Here is a 24,363-nt window from a genome sequence, read left to right on the forward strand (position 1 = left end):
GAGAGAATCCTCCTGGCGGCATTACGTGTTGTGTGCTGAGGCCGAAAATGTTTCAAAGAAGACGAACAATTCTTCCAGTTGGGCAAAATTCCCCTCGTTATCTCCTTTCTCATAAGCCAGATGCAAAATCAGTTCGATGAAGAAGAAGCCGAGAATACGGCTTTGAAAAATGGATTGTACGTCGCTGGGGAGAACAAACTGCAGATCGCAAAATTTACCGTATGGGTTTGCCTCTGAGTTGGTCACCAGCACCACGGCAGCATTCTTTTTTCTGAACCACTTTGCAATATTGAGGGCTACCCGATTAAATCGATAGTAGGAGAACACAATCAGTACGTCGTCCTCCTTAATATTGATGAGACATTTAGGGAGTTCGCTGATATCCGTCGGTAACAGAGTGATGTCACTGCGAAAGTACTTTAACAAGGTACAAAAATGTGTCGCCATGGCATGAGAAGACGAAGGACCAACAACATAAATATGACGTTGATTGTTCAGTACCAGATCGATAAAAGCATTCAGGCTTGTAATATCGATATTATTCTTAAATTGATTAAATAATTCTGCTACTTTGTGGGTGAAATCGGTAACGATACTTTCAGTGGTAATGTCAGGATTGTTACGCTGTATGGTGTTTTTCTCAAAAGGTGCAGAGATTTTATTTTTTGACAGCGTAATGTCTAATGCTTTGCGGAAAGCAGCATAGCCCGTAAACCCTATTTTATTCAAAAATCGGCCAATGGTCGCTTTGCTTACCATCGCATTTTGTGAGAGGTCGACAATGCCATGATAGGGGAGTTCATTGAAGTGTTTATTTATGTACTCATTGAGTCGGCACTCAGATTCAGTTAAATCACCCATATTAAGAGTAAGAGAATTATATTCATCCAGACTTAATGTGTTTTTTTTGTACATGGATAATACCCGATGGCTGTTGTATATCAACGTTGTTATAGGGTAATACGCTTTCGACGTCAATCATAGAGTGAATATGTTGGAAACCCGTATCCATCTATTTCTGCAGAGCGCGGACACATTCAGATGAGTTGCGATCTTACTCACAAAAAGGGGTGGGAAAACACCTTTCCCGTATTTTACGCTCACACAAACCATTACAATTAAGGCTCAATATTTGAGTATGTAATACGATAAATTAACGTACATATTATAGCTGCTTATATATAGGTGTGATTTTTTACTATCCTACATAAGCTATGATGATATGACAGGTAACCCTACCCGATTTGTATGGCATAGGAATTGTTATTATGACGGCGTTTATTATAGCAATAGTGATAACAGTTATTGCTGCATGGTTAATTGTGAAAAATTATCAGCCGCAAACTGTTTTATTACTCGCTGGACTGGCATTATTGACCATTACCGTACTGTTTTATCCAGAAAACAGCATTCTCTATGATAAAGCGAAATCCACCGGGGCAACTTGGCTGGACATCTTTAGCTTTGCAAAAGAATCGCTTACCACACAAATTGCGGGCATTGGTCTTATCATTATGGCTGCGGGAGGATTCGCCAGCTATATGGATCACATCAAAGCGTCGAATGCGATGGTTAATATGTGCATTCGACCGCTGCAGGTGATTAAAGCGCCTTATTTAATCCTTGCGTTAGGGTATATCTGTGCGCAGCTTCTGCATGTGGCAATTTCAAGTGCGGCGGGTCTGGCGATGTTGCTACTGGTGACATTCTTCCCGGTTCTGGTTCGCCTGGGTGTCAGTAAAGCTTCTGCGGCCGCGATGATTGGCCTGTGCGCGTTTATGGATTTAGGGCCTGCGGTTGGTACGGCGAATCTGGCGGCGAAGCATGCCGGTATGGAAAGTGCTATCTACTTTGCCCATTATCAGATGCCGGTGGCTGTGGTAGTCATGCTGGCTGTGGCGGTGGTGATTTATTTCACCGCAAAATATTTCGACAAGAAAGATGGCTTCGTACCTGGCGCACAAAGCGTGGTTGAGGCCGAAGAAGAGGGGCGTAAAGTCCCTGCTGTTTACGCGTTGTTGCCGGTATTACCCGTGGTACTGGTGCTGGTCTTTAGTCCGCTAGTGATCAAATCCATCAAAATTGACGTGGTCACGGCGATGATTCTTGGCGCAGTGGTCGCTTTTTTCTTCGAACTGGCGACCACGCGGGATTTTAAAAGTTGCTGCAAAGGAATACAGGTCTTTTTCAAAGGGATGGGCAGCATGTTTACCAGCATCGTTTCTTTACTGGTATGTGCGGACATCTATGCTCAGGGGCTGCAGAAAATTGGCGCGGTGGATTACTTACTGCAGTCCGTACAAAACGCCGGTCTGGGCTTTACCAGCATGACGCTGGTGATGACTGCGCTGGTGGGCGTAACCGCTGTGCTGACAGGCTCTGGCGTTGCGGCCTTTTTCTCCTTCTCCGGCCTGGCGCCCTCGATTGCGGCAAAATTTGGTGAAAGCGCCGTCAATATGATCCTCCCTATGCAGCTGATGGCGGGTATGGGGCGCTCGATGTCTCCAGTGGCTGGCATCATTATTGCGGTAAGTAAAGCGGGGGAATGTTCACCGTTTATGATCGTTAGAAGAACGCTGCTTCCCGCGCTGGCCGGTATCGCGGCGATGCTGATTGCCAACTATGTCCTGATTTGAATCCCGGGAGCCTGTTAATGCAGGCTCTTATTTTTTATCTGGTTGTAATTTATGGATGTCAACGTGACAAACGATGTTTTATACGTTCCGTTTACGGGAAAGTTACTGCTTGAGTCTCCGTTATTAAACAAAGGAAGCAGTTTCACTCAGCAAGAAAGGCATGACTTTAACCTTGGTGGATTACTGCCATGCGCTATTGAGAATATTGATGAACAAGCCGAGCGAGCTTATCAACAGTACCTCGAAGCAGAATCACATAATGCCCGACATATTTATCTGAGAAATATTCAGGATACCAACGAAACGTTATTTTATTACCTGCTGAAAAAATATCTGCCTGAGATGCTGCCAATCGTTTATACCCCGGTGGTAGGTGCTGCCTGCGAAAAATTTTCCTGGATATACCGACGAGCGCGCGGCGTCTTTATTTCCTGGCCCGATCGCGAACGTATTGACGATATATTGCATGATATTCCACGGCACGATATCAAGGTGATCGTCGTCACCGACGGCGAGCGTATTCTGGGATTGGGCGACCAGGGGGTTGGTGGTATGGGCATTCCTATCGGGAAGTTGTCTCTCTATACCGTCTGCGGCGGAGTTAATCCGGCGAATACGCTGCCGATATTACTGGATGTCGGCACGAACAATACGCGACTACTGGACGATCCGCGCTATATCGGCTGGCGTCATCCGCGCGTAACCGGTGAAGATTACTTCGCGTTTATTGGAATGTTTATTGCTGCCGTAAAACGGCGCTGGCCCAACGTACTGCTGCAGTTTGAAGATTTCGCCCAACATACAGCCGTGCCTTTGCTGGAACGTTATCGCGATGAATTGTGCTGCTTTAATGATGATATCCAGGGCACGGCGTCGGTGGCTCTGGCCACCATACTCGCTGCCTGCCGTGGCAGCGGCCGGGACTTCCGTCAGCAATCGATCGTGATTGTAGGGGCGGGGGCTGCGGGATGTGGGATCGCCCGGCATATTATTGCTTGTCGTATGTCTGAGGGAATGAGCCAGGCTGAAGCCCGACGGACCATTTTTATGGTGGATCGCGACGGTCTGGTGATGACGACCAATGAGGCATTAGCTGTTTTCCAGCAACCGCTGGCGCAGTCGCCCGATGCGTTATTTGGCTGGCAATACGAGATGCAGACTCCGTCGTTACTGGAGGTGATCCGCAATGCCAAACCTGCGGTAATGCTGGGCGTTTCGGGCCAGGCAGGATTGTTCTCGCAGGAAGTGATTAGCACGATGTACCAATACTGCGATCGTCCTGTTGTGATGCCGTTGTCGAACCCCACCTCGAAAATGGAAGCACGGCCAGAAGATATTCTTCACTGGACCGAGGGACAGGCCATTATCGCAACCGGTAGCCCATGCGAGCCGGTAGAGATGTATGGACGTGTCATTCCTGTTTCACAGTGTAATAACGTGTATGTTTTCCCGGCGATCGGTCTGGGGGCTATCGCCAGCGGCGCGACGCGGATAACAGAGGCAATGTTGATGGCGGCAAGCCGTGCGCTGGCGGAAGCTTCTCCGCTGGTGCGTGACGGTGAAGGCGCGCTGTTACCAGAGATTGGCACAATATGCGAGGTGACTCGCAACATTGCGTTTGAGGTCGGCAAGGCGGCGTGGCAATCAGGTGTGGCGGAAAAAATGAGCGACGATGCCTTGTTGCGGAGCATTAAAGATAACTTTTGGCTACCGCACTACCGCCCTTATAAACGACGGGCAATTTAGTCATTTTCCGGGTAAGCGAACTCATATGATGGTTGCCTTCACTTTTAAGGTGTATTATTTATGCAACTTAATTGGGAGGCACCATGTCCGGCAAACGTATTGCACGTGAAAAAATGACGATCCAGAGAATGATCTCGCTGTACGAGCGCCAGTGTCCGCAGGCCTCAGACGAGCCGGGGCATTACGATGCGTTGTTTGCCTATGCGCAAAAGCGTCTGGATAAGTGCGTATTTGGTGAGGAAAAACCGGCCTGCAAACAGTGCCCGGTACACTGTTATCAACCCGCCAAACGTGAAGAGATGAAGCAGATTATGCGCTGGGCTGGGCCAAGAATGTTCTGGCGTCATCCGATACTGACCGTACGTCATCTGATTGATGACAAACGTCCCGTTCCGGAATTGCCCGAGAAGTACCAGCGGAAGAAGTAATGTAGCAATTCTATGCCGGATGGCGGCTGCGCCTTATCCGGCCTACAAATATAAACGCACCAGTGGGTAGACCCGATAAGCAAAGCGCCATCGGGCGAACCGTTAAACCAGCGCATCCTTATCAATACCCAGACGCTTCATGCGTGACAGCAACGTCGTGCGCTTCAGTCCCAGTCGTTGCGCCGCGCCTTTGGGGCCGGCAACCACGCCGTTAGTCTCTTTCAGCACGCGCATGATCAGCTGGTATTCATCTTCGCCATCTTGTGCGACTTCGGTCGCCACTGGCGGCGTGGAAGGCGTCAAAGCGACAACATCCGGCAGAGACAGTTGCAGTACATTGCCCCTTGTGAGCAGCACCGCGCGTTCTACCACATTTTCCAGTTCACGCACGTTACCCGGCCATTCCATACTGCTCAGCGTACGCAGCGCTTCGGCGGGAATACTGTCGATATTGCGCCCCATTCGGCGGGCAATTTTAAAGGTGAAAGCTTTTACCAATAGCGGAATATCTTCCGGGCGTTCGCGCAGCGGCGGCAGATGGATCGGGAAGACGTTCAGCCGATAGTAGAGATCGTTGCGAAACTCGCGATCGGCGACCATCTTTTTCAGATCGCGGTTGGTGGCGGCGATCAAACGGACATCGGTCTGGATCAGCTTATTGCTGCCCAGACGCTCAAACTCCTGTTCTTGCAAAACGCGCAATAGCTTCGGCTGAAGCTCAAGCGGCATGTCGCCCACTTCATCAAGGAACAGTGAGCTTTTGTCCGCCAGTTCGAAACGCCCAATACGTTGCGTGCTGGCTCCGGTAAACGCACCGCGCTCATGACCAAACAGATCGCTTTCCAGCAATCCGGCAGGCATTGCCGCACAGTTCATTTTTACCATCCTGCGGGCGTTACGGCCGCTCAGGTTATGAATCGCTCTGGCGATCAGCTCTTTGCCTGTCCCGGTCTCGCCGAGAATCAATACGGTGCTGTCACTTTGCGCCACCATCTCGACCTGTTTGAGCACACTGTACATCGCTTCGCTGCGGCCAATGATTTCGCCGAACTCGCTGTCAACGTTGTTGAGCTGTTCTGTCAGCGCCAGGTTTTCATCGACCAGACGTTCTTTCAGACGGTGAATTTCCTGGTAGGCGAGGGCGTTATCCACGGCAATCGCCACACGCTCGGCAATCTGGCGTAGCAGTTTGAGATTGGCGGTGGTGAAGACTTTCTCTTCGCACTGCGCCAGCTTCAGTACGCCAAGCATGTTATTGCCGGACATCAACGGCAGCAGGCACAGCGTCTGTAATTGGTTGCCCCAGGTCTCGAACAGCATCCGTTCATAAGGAGCAAGGGCGTCGCGTTCGCTCAGGTTAATCAGCAGCATCTCTTTGCTTTTGAAGACCCGCTCAGAGAGTGTGCCTGCTTCGTCCACTTCGCTCTGTTCGTGCGCCGGATGATGCTCATCCAGATAGTGGGTGGAGTAGATGCTCAGCTTATTTTTGCGACTGCTGCGTAACACGATACTGATAGCATCGATGTCGAAATAATGGTGGATCTCTTTGGCGACTTCGCTGACCAGTTCATCTATGTCCAGTCGGGAAAGCACCGCATTGGTGATGGCGACCAGGATGCGAAAGTTGTCACGCTCACGGCACAGCAGATCGTAATCGACGTTATTGCTGACTCTGCTCTGAATTTGTTCAGCCACGACACCGACAATCTGGGTGAAGGTCTGGAGCCGATTGTACTCTTTTTCGCTCCATGACCGGTCTTCGTTGCGGATGAATTCGCAACCGCCAAAGATGCGCCCATCCGCCGCCAGCGGCAGCAGACAGTAGTGACCAAATTCAGAATACAATCCGCCGGATGCCAGCTGCGGCCAGGTTTCCGTGAACTCATGATAGTTGCAGTGCAGCGCGTCGGGGCGCGACAGGATACGGCGTATCGGCCCATGCGCCAGCACCGTTTCGTCTTCATAATCGATAGGTTTACTATTTTCGCGCGTCGCAAAATAACGCGCACGTTGCGTTTGTGCCTGCCATAAGACAATAGCCGCGCAGTCGGCCAGTCCGGAATGCCTGGCCAGCTGTGAAAGCGCCTCGCTGAGAGACTGAAGATCGGGCTGCTGTAATAATGTACGAGTAATATCGAACAGGCCTTGCTGTCCGAGGTCACTCATCGGTGTATACGACATATTGCTTTTCCAGGGAAAGCACCGCAAAACGGTGCGAAAACGGTAAATGAATTATAGGTATAAGTCGTAAATTATTGCCGGATGGCTGACCGCAAACTCACCGGTCACGCAATCCGTAGGCCTGATAAGCAAAGCCATCAGGCGATAATGCAGCGTTAATGCCGGATGTCGACGCCAATGCGTCTTATCCGGCTTACAGCATGCTGCCAACTGGCTGCTAGCATATACGAGGTAAAGGTTCAGCGTGTGGTAAATCGAGGGTTCGTTTCACGCCATACAGTCCGGCAAGACGTACACCTTTACGTTCAACTACTTCGCCAATCATTGCCGCGTCGCGTCCTAACGGATGCGCGCGCAGCGCGGCAAGCACGCTTTCAGCAGCTTGACGCTCAACGGCAATCACCAGTTTGCCTTCGTTGGCAAAGTTGAGCGCATCGAGGCCCAGCAGCTCGCAAACGCCACGCACCGCAGGCTTCATGGGCAGGGCCGCTTCAGACAGCTCAATACCAAATCCACATGATGCGGCAAACTCATGCGTCACCGCATTCACGCCGCCACGGGTGGCGTCACGCAGCGCCTTCACGCCGGGTATATCACGTATCGTCTGGATAAGCGGCGTGAGCACCGCACAGTCGCTAACCAGTTCGCCATCAAGACCCAATTGCTCGCGCAAATTAAGAATGGTTGCACCATGGTCGCCGAGCGTACCGCTAACCAGCAATACATCGCCAGGGCCGAGAGTTTGCGCGCCCCAGTGAATGTTGGCGGGGATCGCCCCCATACCGGCGGTGTTGATGAACAACTTATCTGCGGCGCCACGCTGCACGACTTTGGTATCACCGGTCACGATGGCGATGCCCGCTTCGCGTGCGGTTGCCGCCATGCTGGTGACGACGGTTTTCAGCGTCTCCATCGGCAGACCTTCTTCAAGGATAAACCCGCAGGAGAGATAACGCGGAATCGCGCCGCTGACGGCGACATCGTTAGCCGTACCGCAGATAGCCAGCTTGCCGATATTACCGCCGGGGAAGAACAACGGATCGATAACATAGCTGTCGGTAGAGAACGCCAGACGATCGCCCTCTGCAACCAACTGCGCCAGTTCCAGACGCGCCTGATCTTCCTGTTCCGCCAGCCACGGATTAGCAAAAGCCTCCATAAACAGACTGTTGATCAACTGCTGCATAGCCTGACCGCCGCTACCGTGGGCGAGTTGTACGCTGTTCATGCTTCACACTCCTGCTGACGATACTGATACCAGGCGGCACATGCGCCTTCTGAGGAGACCATCAGTGCGCCAAAGGCGGTCTCCGGGTTACAGGTTTTACCAAATAACGGGCACTGATGCGGTTTACATCTGCCGGTCAACACCTCTCCGCAACGCGCGCGCGGATCGTCATATACCTGCTGTGGCGCTGGCTGAAAATGCGCTTCGGCATCAAAACGTTGATAGTCCGGCGTCAGGTGAACGCCAGACGATTCGATCACGCCCAGACCGCGCCATTCGCTGTCGCCGTTGACGCAAAATACCTCAGCGATGGCCTGTTGCGCCAAGGCGTTACCGGCATCCGGTACCACGCGGCGGTACTGGTTTTCGACCTGGCTTTGGTCGGCGATTTTCTGTTCAATCAGCATCACTACGCCTTGCAGCAGGTCGAGCGGCTCAAAGCCGGCGACCACTAACGGGCGATGGAAATCTGAGGCAATGAAATTATAGGCGTCGGTGCCAATCACCATGCTGACGTGCCCCGGTGCTAAAAAGGCATCGATGCCGTTGTCCGGCTGTTCCAGCAGGCTGCGCAGCGTGGGGATTAGCGTAATGTGCTGACAGAAAAAGTAAAAGTTCTGCACATCGCGTTGTTTGGCCTGCTGCAGGGTAATGGCGGTGGTTGGCATGGTGGTTTCAAAACCCAGACCAAAGAACACAACCTTACGCGTTGGGTTTTCCTGCGCCAGCTTCAGCGCATCCATCGGCGAATAGACGATGCGGATATCCGCGCCGCGCGCTTTGGCCTGTAGTAGTGAGCCTTGTTTTCCCGGCACGCGCATGGCGTCGCCAAAGGTGCAGAAAATCACTTCCGGATGGCTGGCGATTTCAACACAGCTGTCGATCCTGCCCATCGGCAGAACGCAAACCGGGCAGCCAGGACCGTGAATGAACTCCACGTTTTCGGGCAGCAGTTGGTCGAGTCCGAATTTGAAAATAGCGTGGGTATGGCCACCACAAACTTCCATGATGCGCAGCGGTCGTTCAGCGGTATAGGGGAGGAGAGCGGCACGTTCACGCAGGTGCTCTATCAACTGCATCACCTGTTCTGGTGCGCGGTATTCGTCAACAAAACGCATTTATTTTTCCTCGCCGTACAGCAACGCGCCGACATCCGGCTCAACGTCAAACATATTTTGCAGCGCGTCGAGCGTGTCGCGCGCTTCTGCTTCATTAATGATGCTCATCGCAAAGCCGACGTGGACCAGTACCCACTGACCCAGACGCGGCTGACCATTTTCATCACAGCTACCGACCAGCGTCAGGTCGACGTCGCGCTGAATACCGCAAACGTCGACTTTGGCCTGGTTGCCATCAATGGTGCGGATTTGACCCGGAACACCTATGCACATCGCTGCGTCTCCAGCCAGGAGAGCCATTGGTCCATCCCTTCGCCGCTGGTGGCGGAAATCAGGATGATCTCAATGTCCGGGTTCACTTCCCGGGCGCTGGCGATGCACTTTTCAACATCAAAATTGAGGTACGGCAGCAGATCCACTTTATTGAGCAGCATCAGCGATGCGGCGGCAAACATATGCGGATATTTCAGCGGCTTATCTTCGCCTTCGGTGACGGACAGCACCGCCACTTTATGACGTTCGCCGAGGTCGAAGCTGGCCGGGCAGACCAGGTTACCGACGTTTTCAATAAACAGAATGCCGTTGTCATCAAGCGGCAAACGCGGCGCGGCGTCAGCAATCATTTGCGCGTCAAGGTGGCAACCTTTACCCGTGTTGACCTGGATGGCGGGGGTGCCGGTGGCGCGAATACGGGCGGCATCGTTGACCGTCTGTTGGTCGCCTTCAATCACGGCGCACGGAACGCTGTCTTTCAGCTTGATCAGCGTTTCGGTCAGTAGCGTCGTTTTACCTGAGCCCGGGCTTGAGACGAGGTTTAATACCAGATGCTGACGAGCGGCAAAACGGGCGCGGTTACGTTCGGCCAGACGGTTATTTTTGTCCAGCACGTCAATTTCGACTTCCAGCATACGGCGCTGGCTCATGCCTGGCGCATGGGTACCCGCCTCGCCATGACCGTAGTGCAGGTCGCCTTCTGCGGTCTGGCTCGGTGCGAAATTAGAGGTTTTCACACCGGTAATATTCAGCGCCGGGCGAGCCGCCGGGGCAAATGGCGCGCTGCGAAACGCCGAGTGGGGATTATGCTCATCACCCTCTATATAAAGGTTGCCTTCAGCGCAACCACATGTCGTACACATCGCTCACTCCTGATCTCTTTCTTGTTACAGGCTTTTTGCCGGATGGCGACGCAAGCGTCTTCTCCGGCCTGGCAGGTGCCACCGGAATTAGTCTTCGGCGTCGCCTATTTCAATTCGTCGAATCTGTAAACCATCATCGGCCACAATTCTCAGCGTATCGCTGTTGCATTGCGGACACCGACGCACGCGTTGCGTCAGTAACGTGACGTATTGCTGACAAGATTCGCACCAACATTCTGCTTCTTGTTCTTCGAGGTGGAGTTTACAACCTTCTGCAAGGGTCCCACGGCATACCAGATCAAAACAAAAGGCGAGAGCGCTGGTTTCTACGCAAGAAAATGCGCCAATTTTGAGCCAGACCCCAGTTACTCGCTTGGCACCGTGTTGCGTGGCCTGTTGTTCAATCAATTCCAGTGCTCTTTGGCAGAGGGTTATTTCGTGCATACCGCCTCCTATGAAGTTGCCGTATTAAAAGCAATAAACATGCCAGGTTGAATTTTTTCATCCGTGACAATGACGACAATGACGAAATGACACGTCGTCACCCATCTTTGATTTTTTATGTATTTGAAAATAAAGGAAATTAATTTTGGCATGAAATGTGCTTAAGGCTGTTCATCTCTGCTAAACGGGTAACCTGACATGACTATTTGGGAAATAAGCGAAAAAGCCGATTACATCGCTGAACGGCATCGTCGCCTACAGGACCAGTGGCGTATTTACTGCAACTCGCTGGTTCAGGGGATCACCCTGTCGAAAGCGCGTTTGCATCATGCGATGAGCTGCGCGCCGGACAAAGATCTGTGCTTTGTCCTTTTTGAACACTTCGTTATCTACGTCACGCTGGCGGATGGCTTCAACAGTCACACCATCGAGTATTACGTCGAAACGAAAGAGGGTGATGATAAGCAACTGATTGCACAGGCACAGTTGACCATCGACGGTAAAGTTGATGAGCGTATCAGCAACCGCGATCGCGAGCAGGTGCTGGAGCACTATCTCGAAAAAATCGCCAGTGTCTACGACAGCCTGTACACCGCGGTTGAGAACAATATGCCGGTGAATTTAAGCCAGCTGGTTGCGGGACATAGCCCGGCGTAAGCCTCGGGGGCTGCTCACGTTTGTCATGGCGCGGCTTTAATACTGCGTCACGACAGTTTAGGGAATGGGCATGTCGAAAAATGTCGAAATGACATTTGCCTGACATGTTTTCGTCAAAAATGACTATCACCTGAGGAATGCCTGGTGAATCGTTTTGTAATTGCTGACTCCACTCTTTGTATTGGCTGCCACACCTGTGAAGCCGCCTGCTCAGAGACACATCGCCAGCATGGCCTGCAGTCAATGCCGCGCCTGAAAGTGATGTTAAATGAAAAAGAATCCGCGCCGCAGCTTTGCCACCAGTGTGAAGATGCGCCTTGCGCTACCGTTTGTCCGGTTAATGCGATTAATCGCGTTGACGGCGCCGTACAGCTGAATGAAAGCCTGTGCGTAAGCTGCAAACTGTGCGGGATCGCCTGTCCGTTCGGTGCTATTGAGTTTTCCGGTAGCCGTCCGCTGCATATCCCGGCAAACGCCAATACATCAAAAGCGCCGCCGGCTCCGCCAGCTCCAGCTCGCGTAAGCACGCTGCTGGACTGGGTTCCGGGCATTCGTGCCATCGCGGTGAAATGCGATCTGTGTAGTTTTGACGAGCAAGGTCCGGCCTGCGTACGCATGTGTCCGACCAAAGCCCTGCATCTGGTGAGCAACATGGATATCGCCCGCGCCAGCAAACGTAAACGTGAGCTGACTTTCAATACCGACTTCGGCGATCTCACCTTGTTTCAGCAGGCTCAAAGTGGAGATGCAAAATGAGCGCAATTTCACTGATTAACAGCGGCGTGGCCTGGTTTACAGCGGCTGCGGTTCTGGCATTTCTGTTTTCATTTCATAAACCGCTGAGCGGCTGGATTGCAGGGGTTGGCGGCGCGGTTGGCAGTTTGTGTACGGCTGGCGCGGGTTTTATGGTGCTGACCAACGCGCTGGCGGTAAGCGGTGTGATGCCGTTTATTGGTCACAGCCTGCAAATTACCCCGTTGAACGCTATCTGGCTGATTACTCTGGGCCTGTGCGGTCTGTTTGTCAGCCTGTACAACATTGACTGGCATCGCCATCCACAGGTGAAAGCCAACGGCCTGCTGGTGAATCTGCTGATGGCCGCAGCGGTATGTGCGGTGGTTGCCAGCAACCTCGGTACGCTGGTGGTGATGGCGGAAATCATGGCGCTGTGCGCGGTGTTCCTGACCGGTTGCAGTAAAGAAGGCAAGCTGTGGTTTGCGCTGGGGCGCATCGGCACGCTGCTGTTGGCGATTGCCTGCTACCTGGTGTGGCAGCGCTACGGTACGCTGGAACTGCGTCTGCTCGATCTGCGCACCCAGGAGCTGCCGCTTGGGTCTGACATCTGGCTGCTGGGCGTGGCGGGTTTTGGCCTGCTGGCCGGGATTATCCCACTGCACGGTTGGGTGCCGCAGGCACACGCCAACGCCAGCGCGCCGGCTGCGGCACTGTTTTCTACCGTGGTCATGAAGGTCGGTCTGCTGGGTATTCTCTCCCTGTCGCTGCTGGGCGGTAACGCGCCGCTGTGGTGGGGCATTACGCTGTTGGTGCTGGGTATGATCACCGCATTTGTCGGCGGTCTGTATGCGCTAATGGAACATAACATCCAGCGTTTGCTGGCGTACCACACGCTGGAAAACATCGGCATTATTCTGCTGGGGCTGGGCGCTGGCGTAACCGGGATTTCACTGAATCAACCGGCGCTGATTGCGTTGGGTTTGACCGGTGGTCTGTATCATCTGGTCAACCACAGCCTGTTCAAAAGCGTTCTGTTCCTCGGTGCTGGCAGCATCTGGTTCCGTACCGGTCATCGTGATATCGAGAAGTTGGGCGGTATCGGTAAACGTATGCCGATTATCTCTCTGGCGATGCTGGTTGGCCTGATGGCGATGGCCGCACTGCCGCCGCTGAACGGTTTTGCCGGTGAGTGGGTCATCTATCAGTCCTTCTTTAAGCTTGGCAACAGCGGCGCGTTTGTCGGTCGTCTGTTAGGGCCGTTGCTGGCGGTAGGACTGGCGATTACTGGCGCGCTGGCGGTGATGTGTATGGCGAAAGTGTATGGCGTTACGTTCCTTGGCGCGCCGCGCACGAAGGAAGCTGAAAATGCCTGCTGCGCGCCAATCCTGATGGGCGTGAGCGTGGTTGCGCTGGCTATCTGCTGCGTGATTGGCGGCGTTGCTGCGCCGTGGCTGCTGCCGATGATTTCCTCTGCCGTTCCACTGCCGCTGGAAACCGCGAACACCACCGTTTCTCAGCCAATGATCACGCTGCTGCTGATCGCGTGTCCGCTGCTGCCGTTCATCATCATGGCCATTTTCAAAGGCAACCGTCTGCCGTCGCGTTCACGCGGTGCGGCATGGGTGTGTGGTTACGATCACGAGCAGTCAATGGTCATTACCGCCCACGGTTTTGCCATGCCGGTGAAAGAAGCCTTTGCCCCGGTACTCAAATTGCGTAAATGGCTGAACCCGGTATCACTGGTTCCGGGCTGGCAGAATGCGGCCGCCCCGGTACTGTTTCGTCGCCTGGCGTTGATTGAGCTGGCGGTGCTGGTGGTGATTGTGGTTTCACGAGGAGCCTGAAAATGAGTGTTTTATATCCGTTAATTCAGGCGCTGGTGCTGTTTGCCGTTGCGCCGCTGCTGTCCGGTGTGACCCGCGTGGCGCGTGCGCGTTTGCATAATCGTCGCGGTCCAGGCGTTTTGCAGGAATACCGCGACATTATCAAACTGCTGGGTCGTCAGAGCATTGCGCCTGCGGATTCCAGCTGGGTTTTCCGCCTGACGCCATTTGTGATGGTAGGTGTGATGCTGACTATCGCCACCGCGTTGCCGGTAGTGACCGTTGGTTCACCGCTGCCGCAATTGGGTGATCTGATCACCTTAATTTACCTGTTCGCCATCGCCCGTTTCTTTTTCTCTATCGCGGGCCTGGATACTGGTAGCCCGTTTACTGCGATTGGCGCCAGCCGCGAAGCGATGCTCGGCGTGCTGGTTGAACCTATCCTGCTGCTGGGACTGTGGGTGGCGGCGCAGGTTGCGGGTTCAACCCATATCAGCAATATCGCCGATACCGTTTACCACTGGCCTGCTGCGCGCAGCATCCCGCTGATTCTGGCCCTGTGCGCCTGTGCTTTCGCCACCTTTATCGAAATGGGCAAACTGCCGTTCGATCTGGCGGAAGCAGAGCAGGAACTGCAGGAAGGTCCATTGACCGAATACAGCGGCAGCGGTTTTGCGGTGCTGAAGTGGGGTATTAGCCTCAAACAATTGGTCGTACTGCAAATGTTCGTCGGCGTGTTCCTGCCGTGGGGACAGATGGAGACCTTCACCGCGGGTGGGCTGCTGCTGGCGCTGGTGATTGCCGTCGTCAAGCTGGTCCTCGGCGTGCTGGTCATTGCCTTGTTCGAAAACAGCATGGCGCGTCTGCGTTTTTGCGCCACTTCACGCGTGACCTGGGCCGGTTTTGGGTTTGCGTTTTTAGCGTTCGTCTCCTTGCTGGTGGCGTGATTTAAGAGAGTTTGAGCATGTCTGAAGAAAAATTAGGTCAACACTATCTCGCCGCTCTGCACCAGGCCTTTCCGGGCGTGGTGCTGGATGAAGCCTGGCAGACCAAAGATCAGCTGACGATCACCGTCAAGGTGAACTACCTGCCGGAAGTGGTTGAGTTCCTGTACTACAAACAGGGCGGCTGGTTGTCCGTGCTGTTTGGTAACGACGAACGTCAGCTGTGCGGCCATTACGCCGTTTATTACGTGATGTCGATGGAGCAGGGCACCAAGTGCTGGATTACCGTCCGCGTTGAAGTGGATGCCAATAAGCTGGAATTCCCATCCGTGACGCCACGCGTTCCGGCAGCCGTCTGGGGCGAGCGTGAAGTGCGCGACATGTACGGTTTGATCCCGGTCGGTTTGCCGGATGAACGTCGTCTGGTGCTGCCGGATGATTGGCCGGACGAGCTGTATCCGTTGCGTAAAGACAGTATGGATTATCGTCAGCGCCCGGCGCCGACCACCGATGCTGAAACCTACGAGTTCATCAACGAACTGGGTGACAAGAAAAATAACGTGGTGCCGATTGGCCCGCTGCACGTGACCTCCGATGAGCCCGGTCACTTCCGTCTGTTTGTTGACGGCGAGAACATCATCGACGCCGACTATCGTCTGTTCTATGTCCACCGCGGCATGGAGAAACTGGCGGAAACCCGTATGGGTTACAACGAAGTGACGTTCCTGTCGGACCGCGTGTGCGGCATCTGCGGTTTTGCCCACAGCACCGCCTATACCACCTCCGTAGAGAATGCGATGGGTATCGTGGTGCCGGAGCGCGCGCAGATGATCCGCGCCATTCTGCTGGAAGTGGAGCGTTTGCACTCGCATCTGTTGAACCTCGGCCTGGCCTGTCACTTCACCGGTTTTGATTCCGGCTTTATGCAGTTCTTCCGCGTGCGGGAAACGTCGATGAAGATGGCGGAGATCCTCACCGGGGCGCGTAAAACTTACGGTATGAACCTGATCGGCGGTATCCGTCGTGACCTGCTGAAAGACGATATGATCCAGACCCGTCAACTGGCGCAGCAGATGCGTCGTGAGGTGCAGGAACTGGTCGATATGCTGCTCAGCACGCCGAACATGGAACAGCGTACCGTGGGTATTGGTCGTCTGGATCCGGAGATCGCCCGCGACTTTAGTAACGTCGGTCCGATGGTTCGCGCCAGCGGTCACGCGCGTGACACCCGCGCCGATCACCCATTTGTGGGTTATGGTTTGCTGCCGATGGAAGTGCACAGCGAGCAGGGTTGCGACGTCATTTCTCGTCTTAAAGTCCGTATCAATGAAGTCTATACCGCACTGAACATGATCGACTTTGGTCTGGACAACCTGCCGGGCGGCCCGCTGGCGGTGGAAGGCTTTACCTATATTCCTCACCGATTCGCGCTGGGCTTTGCCGAAGCGCCGCGCGGCGATGACATCCACTGGAGCATGACCGGCGATAACCAGAAACTGTATCGCTGGCGCTGCCGTGCGGCGACCTACGCCAACTGGCCAACGCTGCGTTACATGCTGCGTGGCAACACTGTTTCCGATGCCCCGCTGATTATCGGTAGCCTCGATCCTTGCTACTCCTGTACTGACCGTATGACCGTGGTCGATGTGCGTAAGAAGAAGAGCAAAGTCGTACCGTACAAAGAACTTGAGCGCTACAGCATCGAGCGTAAAAACTCGCCGCTGAAATAAGGAATCGCCATGTTTACCTTTATCAAAAAAGTCATCAAAACCGGGGCGCCGACGTCGTCGTATCCGCTGGAGCCGATTGCGGTCGATAAAAATTTCCGCGGTAAACCCGAGCACAATCCGCAGCAGTGCATTGGCTGCGCGGCCTGTGTCAATGCGTGTCCATCCAATGCGCTGACGGTTGAAACCGATCTGGTTACCAATGAGCTGGCGTGGCAGTTCAACCTCGGTCGCTGCATCTTCTGCGCCCGCTGCGAAGAAGTTTGCCCGACGGCGGCGATCAAGCTGTCGCAGGAATATGAGCTGGCGGTATGGAAGAAAGAAGATTTCCTGCAGCAGTCTCGCTTTTCGCTGTGTAACTGCCGCGTCTGTAACCGCCCGTTCGCGGTACAAAAAGAGATTGATTACGCCATTGCGCTGCTCAAACACAACGGTGACAGCCGCGCGGAAAACCACCGTGAAAGCTTTGAGACCTGCCCGGATTGTAAGCGCCAGAAATGTCTGGTGCCGTCTGACCGTATTGAACTGACTCGCCATATGAAAGAGGCCAGCTGATGAGCAATTTATTAGGCCCACGTGACGCCAACGGTATTCCGGTACCGATGACGGTGGATGAATCCATTGCCAGCATGAAAGCATCGCTGCTGAAAAGCATCAAGCGTTCAGCGTATGTTTATCGTGTGGACTGCGGCGGCTGCAACGGCTGCGAAATCGAAATTTTCGCCACGCTCTCTCCGCTGTTTGATGCCGAACGCTTTGGTATCAAAGTGGTACCGTCGCCGCGTCATGCGGATATCCTGCTGTTTACCGGCGCGGTAACCCGCGCGATGCGTTCTCCGGCGCTGCGCGCCTGGCAGTCTGCGCCGGATCCGAAAATTTGTATCTCTTACGGCGCCTGCGGTAACAGCGGCGGTATCTTCCACGACTTATACTGCGTATGGGGCGGCACGGATAAAATCGTTCCGGTGGACGTGTATATTCCTGGCTGTCCGCCGACGCCTGCGGCAACGCTGTACGGTTTTGCGATGGCGCTGGGTCTGCTGGAACAGAAAATTCATGCGCGTGCGCCAGGTGAACTGGACGAACAGCCCGCTGAAATTCTGCATCCGGATATGGTTCAACCGCTGCGTGTGAAGGTGGACCGCGAAGCTCGCCGTCTGGCGGGTTACCGCTACGGTCGCCAGATTGCTGATGACTATATGACGCAGTTAGGGCAGGGTGAACATCAGGTGGCGCGCTGGCTGGAAGCGGAAAACGATCCGCGTCTGACCGAAATCGTCACGCATCTTAACCATGTAGTCGAAGAGGCGCGTATCCGATGAGTGAAACGGTGGTGTTCAGTCAACTGAGCCGTAAGTTTATTGATGAGAACGATGCGACGCCCGCAGAGGCGCAGCAGGTTGTCTATTACAGCCTGGCGATTGGTCACCACCTTGGGATCATCGATTGCCTGGAAGCGGCGTTAACCTGTCCGTGGGATGAATATCTGGCGTGGATAGCCACCCTTGCCGAGGGCAGCGAAGCCCGGCGGAAAATGGAAGGCGTGCCGAAGTATGGCGAGATCGTCATCGATTTCAACCATGTGCAAATGCTGGCGCGCGCGTTTGATGATGCGCGCGCCGTGCAGACTCCGCAGCAGCAGGAGTGGAGCAAGCTGATGCTCAGCATGCTGCATGATATTCACCAGGAAAGCGCCATCTATCTGATGGTGAGGAGACACCGTGACTGACGTTTTACTTTGTGTCGGCAACAGCATGATGGGCGATGACGGCGCGGGTCCGCTACTGGCGGAAATGTGCGCTGCCAATCCTCAGGGCAACTGGGTTGTCATCGACGGCGGCAGCGCGCCGGAAAACGATATCGTCGCTATCCGTGAACTGCGCCCACAGCGTCTGCTGATTGTGGATGCCACCGACATGGGGTTAAACCCGGGTGAAATCCGCATTATCGACCCGGATGATATTGCTGAAATGTTCATGATGACCACCCACAACATGCCGCTGAACTATCTGGTCGATCAGCTAAAAGAGGATGTTGGCGAGGTGATCTTCCTCGGCATTCAGCCGGATATTGTCGGTTTTTATTACCCGATGACGCAGCCGATCAAAGATGCGGTCGAGACCGTCTATCAACGATTAGCCGGATGGGAAGGCCACGGTGGATTTTCCGGGTTAGAAGCGCCAGAAGAGTAACCTTACCAACGCCGGATGCCAGTGGCATCTCACACACTCTGTTCTTCACTTGCCTGCTCGATAATTAATTTCCCCTGCATCACCGAAACATTCACTGCCGTCCCGGTAGGGAATCCCGCTTGTTCCAGCCAGTCGCCGTTCAGCGTTAGCGAGGCATGCCGACTGATACGGAGCGTGAAACCCGTGTTACGATCTTCATGGCGTTTTCTGACATAGCCCACTTTCAAACGACGTACGGGTTTGGTGATAACCACTGCTGTTGTGCCATTTTCATCAGACATGAACGCTTCCTTGTGGTGAACGGATAAGAGAAAAACTACTGAATAAAATGCCAGTAAAAATGCGCAAGGGCAAACCGGAAACTGGAAGGAAGATTCCACATTTGGAATGCAATTCATGAAATGAAAATAGGTGATTCTGCCGGAGGATTACAAAACCCTCCGGCTGAGGAATTACGCCAGATCGGCCCCGTTACTGGCGATCACTTTTTTGTACCACCAGAATGATTTTTTGCGGGTACGCGCCAGCGTGCCTTGGCCCGCATCGTCCCGGTCTACATACACAAAACCGTAACGCTTGCTCATCTCGCCGGTTGAGGCGGAAACCAGATCGATGCAGCCCCAGGTGGTGTAACCCATTAGCGGCACACCATCTTCAATGGCGTCAGCCATGACGCGGATGTGTTCGCGTAAATAGCGAATGCGATAGTCGTCATTGATCTCGCCGTTGGCATCCATTTCATCTTTCGCCCCCAGCCCGTTTTCCACCAGAAACAGCGGCTTCTGATAACGGTCATACATCATATTCATCGTGATGCGCAGGCCAAGCGGATCGATACCCCAGCCCCATTCGCTGGCGGCAATGTACGGATTACGCAGTGATTTCACTACGTTGGCAGCGCTGGTGTTGCCCGTGTTCATGTCAGCGGAGGCGCAGCGTGATGCGTAATAGCTAAACGAGACGAAATCGACGGTGTTCTTCAGGATGTCGTCATCTTCCGCGGCTTTTTCTATCGTCACGCCCTTTTCGCGAAACACCCGGGCGGAGTAGGCGGGATAAGCCCCGCGCGCCTGCACATCAATAAAGAACAGGTTTTCGCGGTCTTTTTCCAGCGCGGTCCACACATCTTCTGGTTTACAGGAATAAGGATAAAAATTACCGCCCGCCAGCATGCAGCCGACCCGATTTTGCGGATTTACTTCATGGGCGATTTTCGTCGCCAGGGCACTGGCAATCAGTTCGTGGTGGGCGGACTGATATTTCACCTGATCCTGATTTTCCCCCTCTTCAAACACCAACCCGGCCCCTGAAAAAGGGCTGTGCAGCATGATGTTGATTTCGTTGAACGTCAGCCAGTATTTCACCAGACCGTCAAAGGCTTCGAAGCAGGTGCGGGCGTAACGGGTAAAGAACTCCACCATTTTGCGGTTCCGCCAGGAGCCGTACTCGGTAACCAGATGCATGGGCACATCGAAGTGACATAGCGTGACTAACGGCTCAATACCGTATTTTTTACACTCGGCAAAAACGTCCCGGTAAAACGCGATACCTTCTTCATTAGGCGCCAGTTCGTCGCCGTTAGGGTAGAGACGACTCCAGGCTATTGAGGTGCGAAAAACCGTAAACCCCATTTCCGCCATCAGCGCAATATCTTCCTTGTAGCGATGATAAAAGTCGATCGCCTGATGGCTGGGATAAAATTCGTCGTCCTGAAGCGTAAAGCGCTTCTCCTGACCCAGTTTAACCGGCATCCGGTGTTCGCCATGGGGGATCATATCGACGGTGGTCAGCCCTTTGCCGCCTTCCCGGTATGCCCCTTCAGACTGGTTGGCGGCCAGCGCGCCGCCCCATAAAAATCCTTGCGGAAAAACAGACATAGTTAACCTCAGTTCATGCCAGTCAAATGCTGGCTCCATTGATATTGCCCGCTTGTGCGGCCTGATTTTTTCTGGCCTGCGCGGCAGCATCTTCGACAGGAATATCTTCAAAGCCGAGAATCAGTGTTAATACAAAGGAAAGCACGACCGCCAGCGCCATCACGCCAAACACCCAGACAATGGTCATCGGATTAGCCGGATCGAAAAACTGGACGCTGGTGAACAGGCCAGGGGCCGCCATGGAATGACTCGCCAGTCCAGCCATACCGGCAACGGCACCGCAGATAAAACCGCTGATTAGGCTCGCAATCAGTGGGCGTTTCAGACGGATCGCCACGCCGTACAGCGCGGGTTCGGAAATGCCTGCCATGATGGCTGAAGCGGCGGCCGCTAACGCTGTCTGACGCAGTTCCGGGTTTTTGGTTTTCCATGCCACCGCCAGCGATGAACCGCCCAGCGACAGATTGGCGCCGATTTCAGAGGGCATCACCATGCCTTCTTTACCGGTTTCGGCAATGGTCTGGATAATGGTGGGCGTAAACACGCGGTGCATACCCGTCATCACCAACAGCGGCCACAATGCGCCCATAATGGCGACCGACAGCCAGCCGAGATAGCCGTGAATGGTATAGACCAGCGCTGAAATTGCGCTACCGATCCAGATACCAATCGGGCCGATTAAAACGATCGCGAGCGGGGCGGCGATCAGCACGATCAGCATCGGTTTGAGGAAGTTTTTGGTCACTGCCGGCGTGATACGATCCACCCAACGTTCGATATATGACAGACACCAGGTCATGACCAGTGCCGGGATCACGGTGTAGGTGTATTTGACCGCCGTCACCGGGATCAGGGCGAACTCAACGTGCTCACCCTGCGCGGCTTTTGCCATCAGATCGATAAAACTGGGATGGACCAGCACACCCGCAATAGCAATTGCCAGCGACATGTTGGTTTTGAATTTGATGGCTGCCGAAGCGGCGACCATCAGCGGCAGGAAGAAAAATGCGCCGTCGCCGATAACGGTCAGAATGGTGAGGGTGGACGATCCTTTTACCAGCACGCCGGTCATTTCCAGAACCATTGCCAGCAGTTTGAGCATTGATCCACCGATAATTGCCGGGATCAGCGGTGACATCGTGCCGATCAGCGCATCGAGGATCCCCGCGCCAATCCGTTTCAGCGTCAGCCGGGGTTTGGTTTGCGGCTCAGCAGGTTGCATGTTGGCAGGTAGCAGGCTGACAACTTCGCGATACGCCTGCGAAACGGTGTTGCCGATGATCACCTGACACTGATTATCGTTACGTACTACGCCCAGCACGCCAGGGAGCGTTTTCAGCGTCGCGCTATCGACCTGCGCATCATCTTTGATAACGAAACGCAAACGGGTCATACAGTGGGTCACTGCTGTGATGTTGTCGACGCCTCCCAGAGCCGTCACAACGGAGCGCGCCAGCGCTGCATAATTCTTGGACATCGGATTTAATCCTGTTTTATCAGTAGGGTACGTTATGTTTTATCCGTTTGCGCAGGTCACGTTTCTGAGTGATGAAACTCAGATAGGAAACCGGTTCCACAAAATAATGTTTAATTTATATTCATTAAACAAGAATTAATTTTTATTGTTTTTATAATTGTGATGATGATCACCAGATGTCAGGCGCCGCGTTTTAGCAGCGAGGACAGCGGCGAAACGGTGCAGTACACTGCGTCACATTAAGAGCAAAGGGATGAGTACTATGACCACGATGCTGGAGGTGGCGAAGCGGGCCGGGGTGTCGAAAGCGACGGTTTCCCGGGTGCTTTCCGGGAACGGTTACGTCAGCCAGGAAACCAAAGACCGTGTGTTTCAGGCCATTGAAGAGAGTGGTTACCGCCCTAATTTACTGGCGCGCAGCCTGGCGGCGAAGACCACGCAGACGCTGGGTCTGGTGGTGACCAATACTCTTTATCATGGCGTCTATTTCAGCGAGCTGCTGTTTCACACCGCGCGGATGGCGGAGGATAAGGGGCGCCAGTTGTTGCTGGCTGATGGTAAACATAGCGCAGAGGAAGAGCGTCAGGCGATCCAGTACTTACTCGACCTGCGCTGTGACGCGATTATGATCTATCCGCGTTTTCTCAGCGTGGATGAAATAGACGAGATCATTGACGCGCACGCCCAGCCGATTATGGTGCTTAATCGACGGCTGCGTAAAAACAGTAGCCACAGCGTCTGGTGCGATCAAAAACAAACCAGCTTTAACGCCGTTGCGCAGTTGATTGCCGCCGGGCACCAGGAGATTGGTTTTATTACCGGCTCGATGGATTCGCCTACCGGCGTGGAACGACTCTCAGGCTATAAAGACGCGCTGGCTGCGCATGGCATTTCGCTAAATAATGATTTGATTGTCAAAGGAAAGTGGACGCCAGCCTGCGGTGCGGCGGGCGTTGATACCTTACTTTCACGCAAGATCAATTTTACCGCGCTGGTGGCCAGCAATGATGATATGGCGATAGGCGCGATGAAGCAGTTGCATGATCAGGGTATCCGTGTGCCTGCCCAGGTGTCGGTGATTGGTTTCGATGATATCGCCATCGCGCCATACACTATTCCGGCGCTTTCCAGCGTCAAAATTCCGGTGACGGAAATGATCCAGGAAACGATTGGTCGCCTGATATTTATGCTGGGTGACGGGGCATTTACGCCGCCAAAAATCTTCACCGGGGAACTCATTCAGCGCGATTCTGTTGCGCCATACGTTTCGCGCTGACGGCTGTCATTTGTCATCGTCACTAGTGACGATGACACACCATTCTTACATCCATCAAAATAAAAACCCTTTAATAACAGTGCATTAAAATTTGGCACGATTCGTGAATGCTTCGGCAGATAATCTGTCATTGCTGGAGAAATTGATGAACCGTTTCATCATTGCAGACGCCAATAAATGCATTGGTTGCCGTACCTGTGAAGTGGCCTGCGTAGTATCCCATCAGGATAACCAGGACTGCGCATCGCTGACCCCTGAAACCTTTTTACCCCGCATTCACGTCATCAAAGGCGTTAACGTCTCCACGGCGACGCTGTGCCGCCAGTGTGAAGACGCGCCGTGCGCTAACGTCTGTCCAAACGGTGCAATCAGCCGTGATAAAGGCTTTGTCCATGTGATGCAGGAACGCTGCATTGGCTGTAAAACCTGCGTGGTGGCGTGTCCTTATGGGGCAATGGAAGTTGTCGTGCGTCCGGTTGTGCGTAACAGCGGCGCGGGCCTGAACGTTCGTGCAGAAAAAGCCGAAGCCAACAAGTGCGACCTGTGCCACCACCGCGAAGCGGGTCCTGCCTGTATGGAAGTCTGCCCGACTCACGCGCTGATTTATGTGGATCGCAATAAGCTTGAGCAACTGAGCGCTGAAAAACGCCGCCGCGCGGCGCTGGACTCCACCGCATCTTTGCTGTTCTGATCGCTAAAAATCCGCGTAAAATACGGTAGTACTTATGCCGGATGGCG

The 24,363-nt window shown here is 53.7% G+C and carries 24 protein-coding genes; 14 read left to right on the top strand and 10 right to left on the bottom strand.

Annotated elements, in window-relative coordinates; genetic code table 11:
* Positions 1–21: 21 nt before the first annotated feature.
* Positions 22–915 (bottom strand): MurR/RpiR family transcriptional regulator, encoded by an 894-nt coding sequence (locus FDW97_RS22545; RefSeq protein WP_085048862.1) that lies wholly within the window; start codon positions 913–915, stop codon positions 22–24.
* A gap of 353 nt (positions 916–1,268) precedes the next feature.
* On the opposite strand from FDW97_RS22545, the gene dcuC reads away from it, so the two are divergent.
* From dcuC to FDW97_RS22560, 3 genes are all read left to right on the top strand, one after another.
* Entirely contained in the window at positions 1,269–2,636 is a 1,368-nt protein-coding gene (gene dcuC, locus FDW97_RS22550) for a C4-dicarboxylate transporter DcuC (RefSeq protein ID WP_087856231.1), read from the top strand.
* Positions 2,637–2,687: 51 nt separating this feature from the next.
* Positions 2,688–4,382 carry an NAD-dependent malic enzyme gene (locus FDW97_RS22555; RefSeq protein WP_085048864.1) on the top strand — a complete coding sequence of 565 codons (1,695 nt, stop codon included), beginning with the start codon at positions 2,688–2,690 and terminating at the stop codon, positions 4,380–4,382.
* A gap of 83 nt (positions 4,383–4,465) precedes the next feature.
* Positions 4,466–4,810 carry a nitrous oxide-stimulated promoter family protein gene (locus FDW97_RS22560; protein WP_137351652.1) on the top strand — a complete coding sequence of 115 codons (345 nt, stop codon included), beginning with the start codon at positions 4,466–4,468 and terminating at the stop codon, positions 4,808–4,810.
* A gap of 102 nt (positions 4,811–4,912) precedes the next feature.
* Here FDW97_RS22560 and flhA read toward each other — a convergent pair whose 3' ends face one another.
* The 6 genes from flhA to hypA form a co-directional block, all read right to left on the bottom strand.
* The gene (flhA, locus tag FDW97_RS22565; RefSeq protein ID WP_085048865.1) at positions 4,913–6,991 is read right to left on the bottom strand and encodes a formate hydrogenlyase transcriptional activator FlhA; all 2,079 of its coding nucleotides are present in this window, start codon (positions 6,989–6,991) and stop codon (positions 4,913–4,915) included.
* 217 nt (positions 6,992–7,208) lie between these two features.
* The gene (gene hypE, locus FDW97_RS22570) at positions 7,209–8,219 is read right to left on the bottom strand and encodes a hydrogenase maturation carbamoyl dehydratase HypE (RefSeq protein WP_069324562.1); all 1,011 of its coding nucleotides are present in this window, start codon (positions 8,217–8,219) and stop codon (positions 7,209–7,211) included.
* A complete protein-coding gene (hypD, locus tag FDW97_RS22575) occupies positions 8,216–9,337 on the bottom strand; it encodes a hydrogenase formation protein HypD (protein WP_137351653.1) in 1,122 nt (373 codons plus the stop codon). The genes hypE and hypD overlap by 4 nt, the downstream gene beginning before the upstream one ends.
* A complete protein-coding gene (hypC, locus tag FDW97_RS22580; protein WP_038633103.1) occupies positions 9,338–9,610 on the bottom strand; it encodes a hydrogenase 3 maturation protein HypC in 273 nt (90 codons plus the stop codon). It lies immediately after the preceding gene.
* Positions 9,601–10,473, bottom strand: a complete 873-nt coding sequence (gene hypB / locus FDW97_RS22585) for a hydrogenase nickel incorporation protein HypB (protein WP_038633101.1) — start codon at positions 10,471–10,473, stop codon at positions 9,601–9,603. Before hypB ends, hypC begins: the two co-directional genes overlap by 10 nt.
* An 87-nt stretch (positions 10,474–10,560) precedes the next feature.
* Positions 10,561–10,917, bottom strand: coding sequence for a hydrogenase maturation nickel metallochaperone HypA (hypA, locus tag FDW97_RS22590; protein WP_042310587.1), 357 nt, complete (start codon positions 10,915–10,917; stop codon positions 10,561–10,563).
* A 198-nt stretch (positions 10,918–11,115) separates the two neighbouring features.
* Here hypA and hycA point away from each other — a divergent pair, with 198 nt between their 5' ends.
* From hycA to hycI, 9 genes are all read left to right on the top strand, one after another.
* Positions 11,116–11,574, top strand: coding sequence for a formate hydrogenlyase regulator HycA (gene hycA / locus FDW97_RS22595; RefSeq protein WP_038633094.1), 459 nt, complete (start codon positions 11,116–11,118; stop codon positions 11,572–11,574).
* Between the two features lie 144 nt (positions 11,575–11,718).
* Positions 11,719–12,330 (top strand): formate hydrogenlyase subunit HycB, encoded by a 612-nt coding sequence (gene hycB, locus FDW97_RS22605; protein ID WP_038633091.1) that lies wholly within the window; start codon positions 11,719–11,721, stop codon positions 12,328–12,330.
* Complete coding sequence (hycC, locus tag FDW97_RS22610) at positions 12,327–14,153, top strand: formate hydrogenlyase subunit 3 (RefSeq protein WP_110497040.1); 1,827 nt, start codon at positions 12,327–12,329, stop codon at positions 14,151–14,153. The genes hycB and hycC overlap by 4 nt, the downstream gene beginning before the upstream one ends.
* Positions 14,154–14,155: 2 nt before the next feature.
* Positions 14,156–15,079: a respiratory chain complex I subunit 1 family protein gene (locus tag FDW97_RS22615; RefSeq protein WP_042310580.1), complete on the top strand. Its 924-nt coding sequence runs from the start codon at positions 14,156–14,158 to the stop codon at positions 15,077–15,079.
* A 17-nt stretch (positions 15,080–15,096) separates the two neighbouring features.
* The gene (hycE, locus tag FDW97_RS22620) at positions 15,097–16,806 is read left to right on the top strand and encodes a formate hydrogenlyase subunit HycE (protein WP_006687169.1); all 1,710 of its coding nucleotides are present in this window, start codon (positions 15,097–15,099) and stop codon (positions 16,804–16,806) included.
* 9 nt (positions 16,807–16,815) lie between these two features.
* On the top strand, positions 16,816–17,358 hold the full coding sequence (gene hycF, locus FDW97_RS22625; RefSeq protein WP_038633082.1) for a formate hydrogenlyase subunit HycF: 543 nt from the start codon (positions 16,816–16,818) through the stop codon (positions 17,356–17,358).
* Entirely contained in the window at positions 17,358–18,125 is a 768-nt protein-coding gene (hycG, locus tag FDW97_RS22630) for a formate hydrogenlyase subunit HycG (protein ID WP_003037388.1), read from the top strand. The genes hycF and hycG overlap by 1 nt, the downstream gene beginning before the upstream one ends.
* A complete protein-coding gene (locus FDW97_RS22635; protein ID WP_003037385.1) occupies positions 18,122–18,532 on the top strand; it encodes a formate hydrogenlyase maturation HycH family protein in 411 nt (136 codons plus the stop codon). Before hycG ends, FDW97_RS22635 begins: the two co-directional genes overlap by 4 nt.
* The gene (gene hycI, locus FDW97_RS22640; RefSeq protein ID WP_038633079.1) at positions 18,525–18,995 is read left to right on the top strand and encodes a hydrogenase maturation peptidase HycI; all 471 of its coding nucleotides are present in this window, start codon (positions 18,525–18,527) and stop codon (positions 18,993–18,995) included. The genes FDW97_RS22635 and hycI overlap by 8 nt, the downstream gene beginning before the upstream one ends.
* Before the next feature lie 29 nt (positions 18,996–19,024).
* Here hycI and FDW97_RS22645 read toward each other — a convergent pair whose 3' ends face one another.
* The 3 genes from FDW97_RS22645 to ascF all read right to left on the bottom strand — a co-directional run bounded on the left by FDW97_RS22645 (position 19,025) and on the right by ascF (position 22,349).
* On the bottom strand, positions 19,025–19,276 hold the full coding sequence (locus FDW97_RS22645; protein ID WP_038633077.1) for a SymE family type I addiction module toxin: 252 nt from the start codon (positions 19,274–19,276) through the stop codon (positions 19,025–19,027).
* Positions 19,277–19,447: 171 nt separating this feature from the next.
* Positions 19,448–20,872: a 6-phospho-beta-glucosidase gene (locus FDW97_RS22650; RefSeq protein ID WP_137351654.1), complete on the bottom strand. Its 1,425-nt coding sequence runs from the start codon at positions 20,870–20,872 to the stop codon at positions 19,448–19,450.
* A gap of 22 nt (positions 20,873–20,894) precedes the next feature.
* The gene (gene ascF, locus FDW97_RS22655; protein WP_087856227.1) at positions 20,895–22,349 is read right to left on the bottom strand and encodes a PTS cellobiose/arbutin/salicin transporter subunit IIBC; all 1,455 of its coding nucleotides are present in this window, start codon (positions 22,347–22,349) and stop codon (positions 20,895–20,897) included.
* Positions 22,350–22,611: 262 nt separating this feature from the next.
* Between ascF and FDW97_RS22660 the strand changes: the two genes are divergently transcribed.
* Positions 22,612–23,625 (top strand): LacI family DNA-binding transcriptional regulator, encoded by a 1,014-nt coding sequence (locus FDW97_RS22660; protein ID WP_137347523.1) that lies wholly within the window; start codon positions 22,612–22,614, stop codon positions 23,623–23,625.
* 145 nt (positions 23,626–23,770) lie between these two features.
* The gene (hydN, locus tag FDW97_RS22665; protein ID WP_003037366.1) at positions 23,771–24,316 is read left to right on the top strand and encodes an electron transport protein HydN; all 546 of its coding nucleotides are present in this window, start codon (positions 23,771–23,773) and stop codon (positions 24,314–24,316) included.
* Positions 24,317–24,363: the final 47 nt, after the last annotated feature.

The sequence above is a fragment of the Citrobacter sp. wls708 genome (genome assembly GCF_005281255.1).
GTDB lineage: Bacteria > Pseudomonadota > Gammaproteobacteria > Enterobacterales > Enterobacteriaceae > Citrobacter > Citrobacter werkmanii.

What these genes read in the sequence shown, in the direction of transcription:
- FDW97_RS22545 (WP_085048862.1), bottom strand. Translation starts at nt 915, where the DNA reads ATGTACAAAAAAAACACATTAAGTCTGGATGAATATAATTCTCTTACT.
- dcuC (WP_087856231.1), top strand. Translation starts at nt 1,269, where the DNA reads ATGACGGCGTTTATTATAGCAATAGTGATAACAGTTATTGCTGCATGG.
- FDW97_RS22555 (WP_085048864.1), top strand. Translation starts at nt 2,688, where the DNA reads ATGGATGTCAACGTGACAAACGATGTTTTATACGTTCCGTTTACGGGA.
- FDW97_RS22560 (WP_137351652.1), top strand. Translation starts at nt 4,466, where the DNA reads ATGTCCGGCAAACGTATTGCACGTGAAAAAATGACGATCCAGAGAATG.
- flhA (WP_085048865.1), bottom strand. Translation starts at nt 6,991, where the DNA reads ATGTCGTATACACCGATGAGTGACCTCGGACAGCAAGGCCTGTTCGAT.
- hypE (WP_069324562.1), bottom strand. Translation starts at nt 8,219, where the DNA reads ATGAACAGCGTACAACTCGCCCACGGTAGCGGCGGTCAGGCTATGCAG.
- hypD (WP_137351653.1), bottom strand. Translation starts at nt 9,337, where the DNA reads ATGCGTTTTGTTGACGAATACCGCGCACCAGAACAGGTGATGCAGTTG.
- hypC (WP_038633103.1), bottom strand. Translation starts at nt 9,610, where the DNA reads ATGTGCATAGGTGTTCCGGGTCAAATCCGCACCATTGATGGCAACCAG.
- hypB (WP_038633101.1), bottom strand. Translation starts at nt 10,473, where the DNA reads ATGTGTACGACATGTGGTTGCGCTGAAGGCAACCTTTATATAGAGGGT.
- hypA (WP_042310587.1), bottom strand. Translation starts at nt 10,917, where the DNA reads ATGCACGAAATAACCCTCTGCCAAAGAGCACTGGAATTGATTGAACAA.
- hycA (WP_038633094.1), top strand. Translation starts at nt 11,116, where the DNA reads ATGACTATTTGGGAAATAAGCGAAAAAGCCGATTACATCGCTGAACGG.
- hycC (WP_110497040.1), top strand. Translation starts at nt 12,327, where the DNA reads ATGAGCGCAATTTCACTGATTAACAGCGGCGTGGCCTGGTTTACAGCG.
- FDW97_RS22615 (WP_042310580.1), top strand. Translation starts at nt 14,156, where the DNA reads ATGAGTGTTTTATATCCGTTAATTCAGGCGCTGGTGCTGTTTGCCGTT.
- hycE (WP_006687169.1), top strand. Translation starts at nt 15,097, where the DNA reads ATGTCTGAAGAAAAATTAGGTCAACACTATCTCGCCGCTCTGCACCAG.
- hycF (WP_038633082.1), top strand. Translation starts at nt 16,816, where the DNA reads ATGTTTACCTTTATCAAAAAAGTCATCAAAACCGGGGCGCCGACGTCG.
- hycG (WP_003037388.1), top strand. Translation starts at nt 17,358, where the DNA reads ATGAGCAATTTATTAGGCCCACGTGACGCCAACGGTATTCCGGTACCG.
- FDW97_RS22635 (WP_003037385.1), top strand. Translation starts at nt 18,122, where the DNA reads ATGAGTGAAACGGTGGTGTTCAGTCAACTGAGCCGTAAGTTTATTGAT.
- FDW97_RS22645 (WP_038633077.1), bottom strand. Translation starts at nt 19,276, where the DNA reads ATGTCTGATGAAAATGGCACAACAGCAGTGGTTATCACCAAACCCGTA.
- FDW97_RS22650 (WP_137351654.1), bottom strand. Translation starts at nt 20,872, where the DNA reads ATGTCTGTTTTTCCGCAAGGATTTTTATGGGGCGGCGCGCTGGCCGCC.
- ascF (WP_087856227.1), bottom strand. Translation starts at nt 22,349, where the DNA reads ATGTCCAAGAATTATGCAGCGCTGGCGCGCTCCGTTGTGACGGCTCTG.
- FDW97_RS22660 (WP_137347523.1), top strand. Translation starts at nt 22,612, where the DNA reads ATGACCACGATGCTGGAGGTGGCGAAGCGGGCCGGGGTGTCGAAAGCG.
- hydN (WP_003037366.1), top strand. Translation starts at nt 23,771, where the DNA reads ATGAACCGTTTCATCATTGCAGACGCCAATAAATGCATTGGTTGCCGT.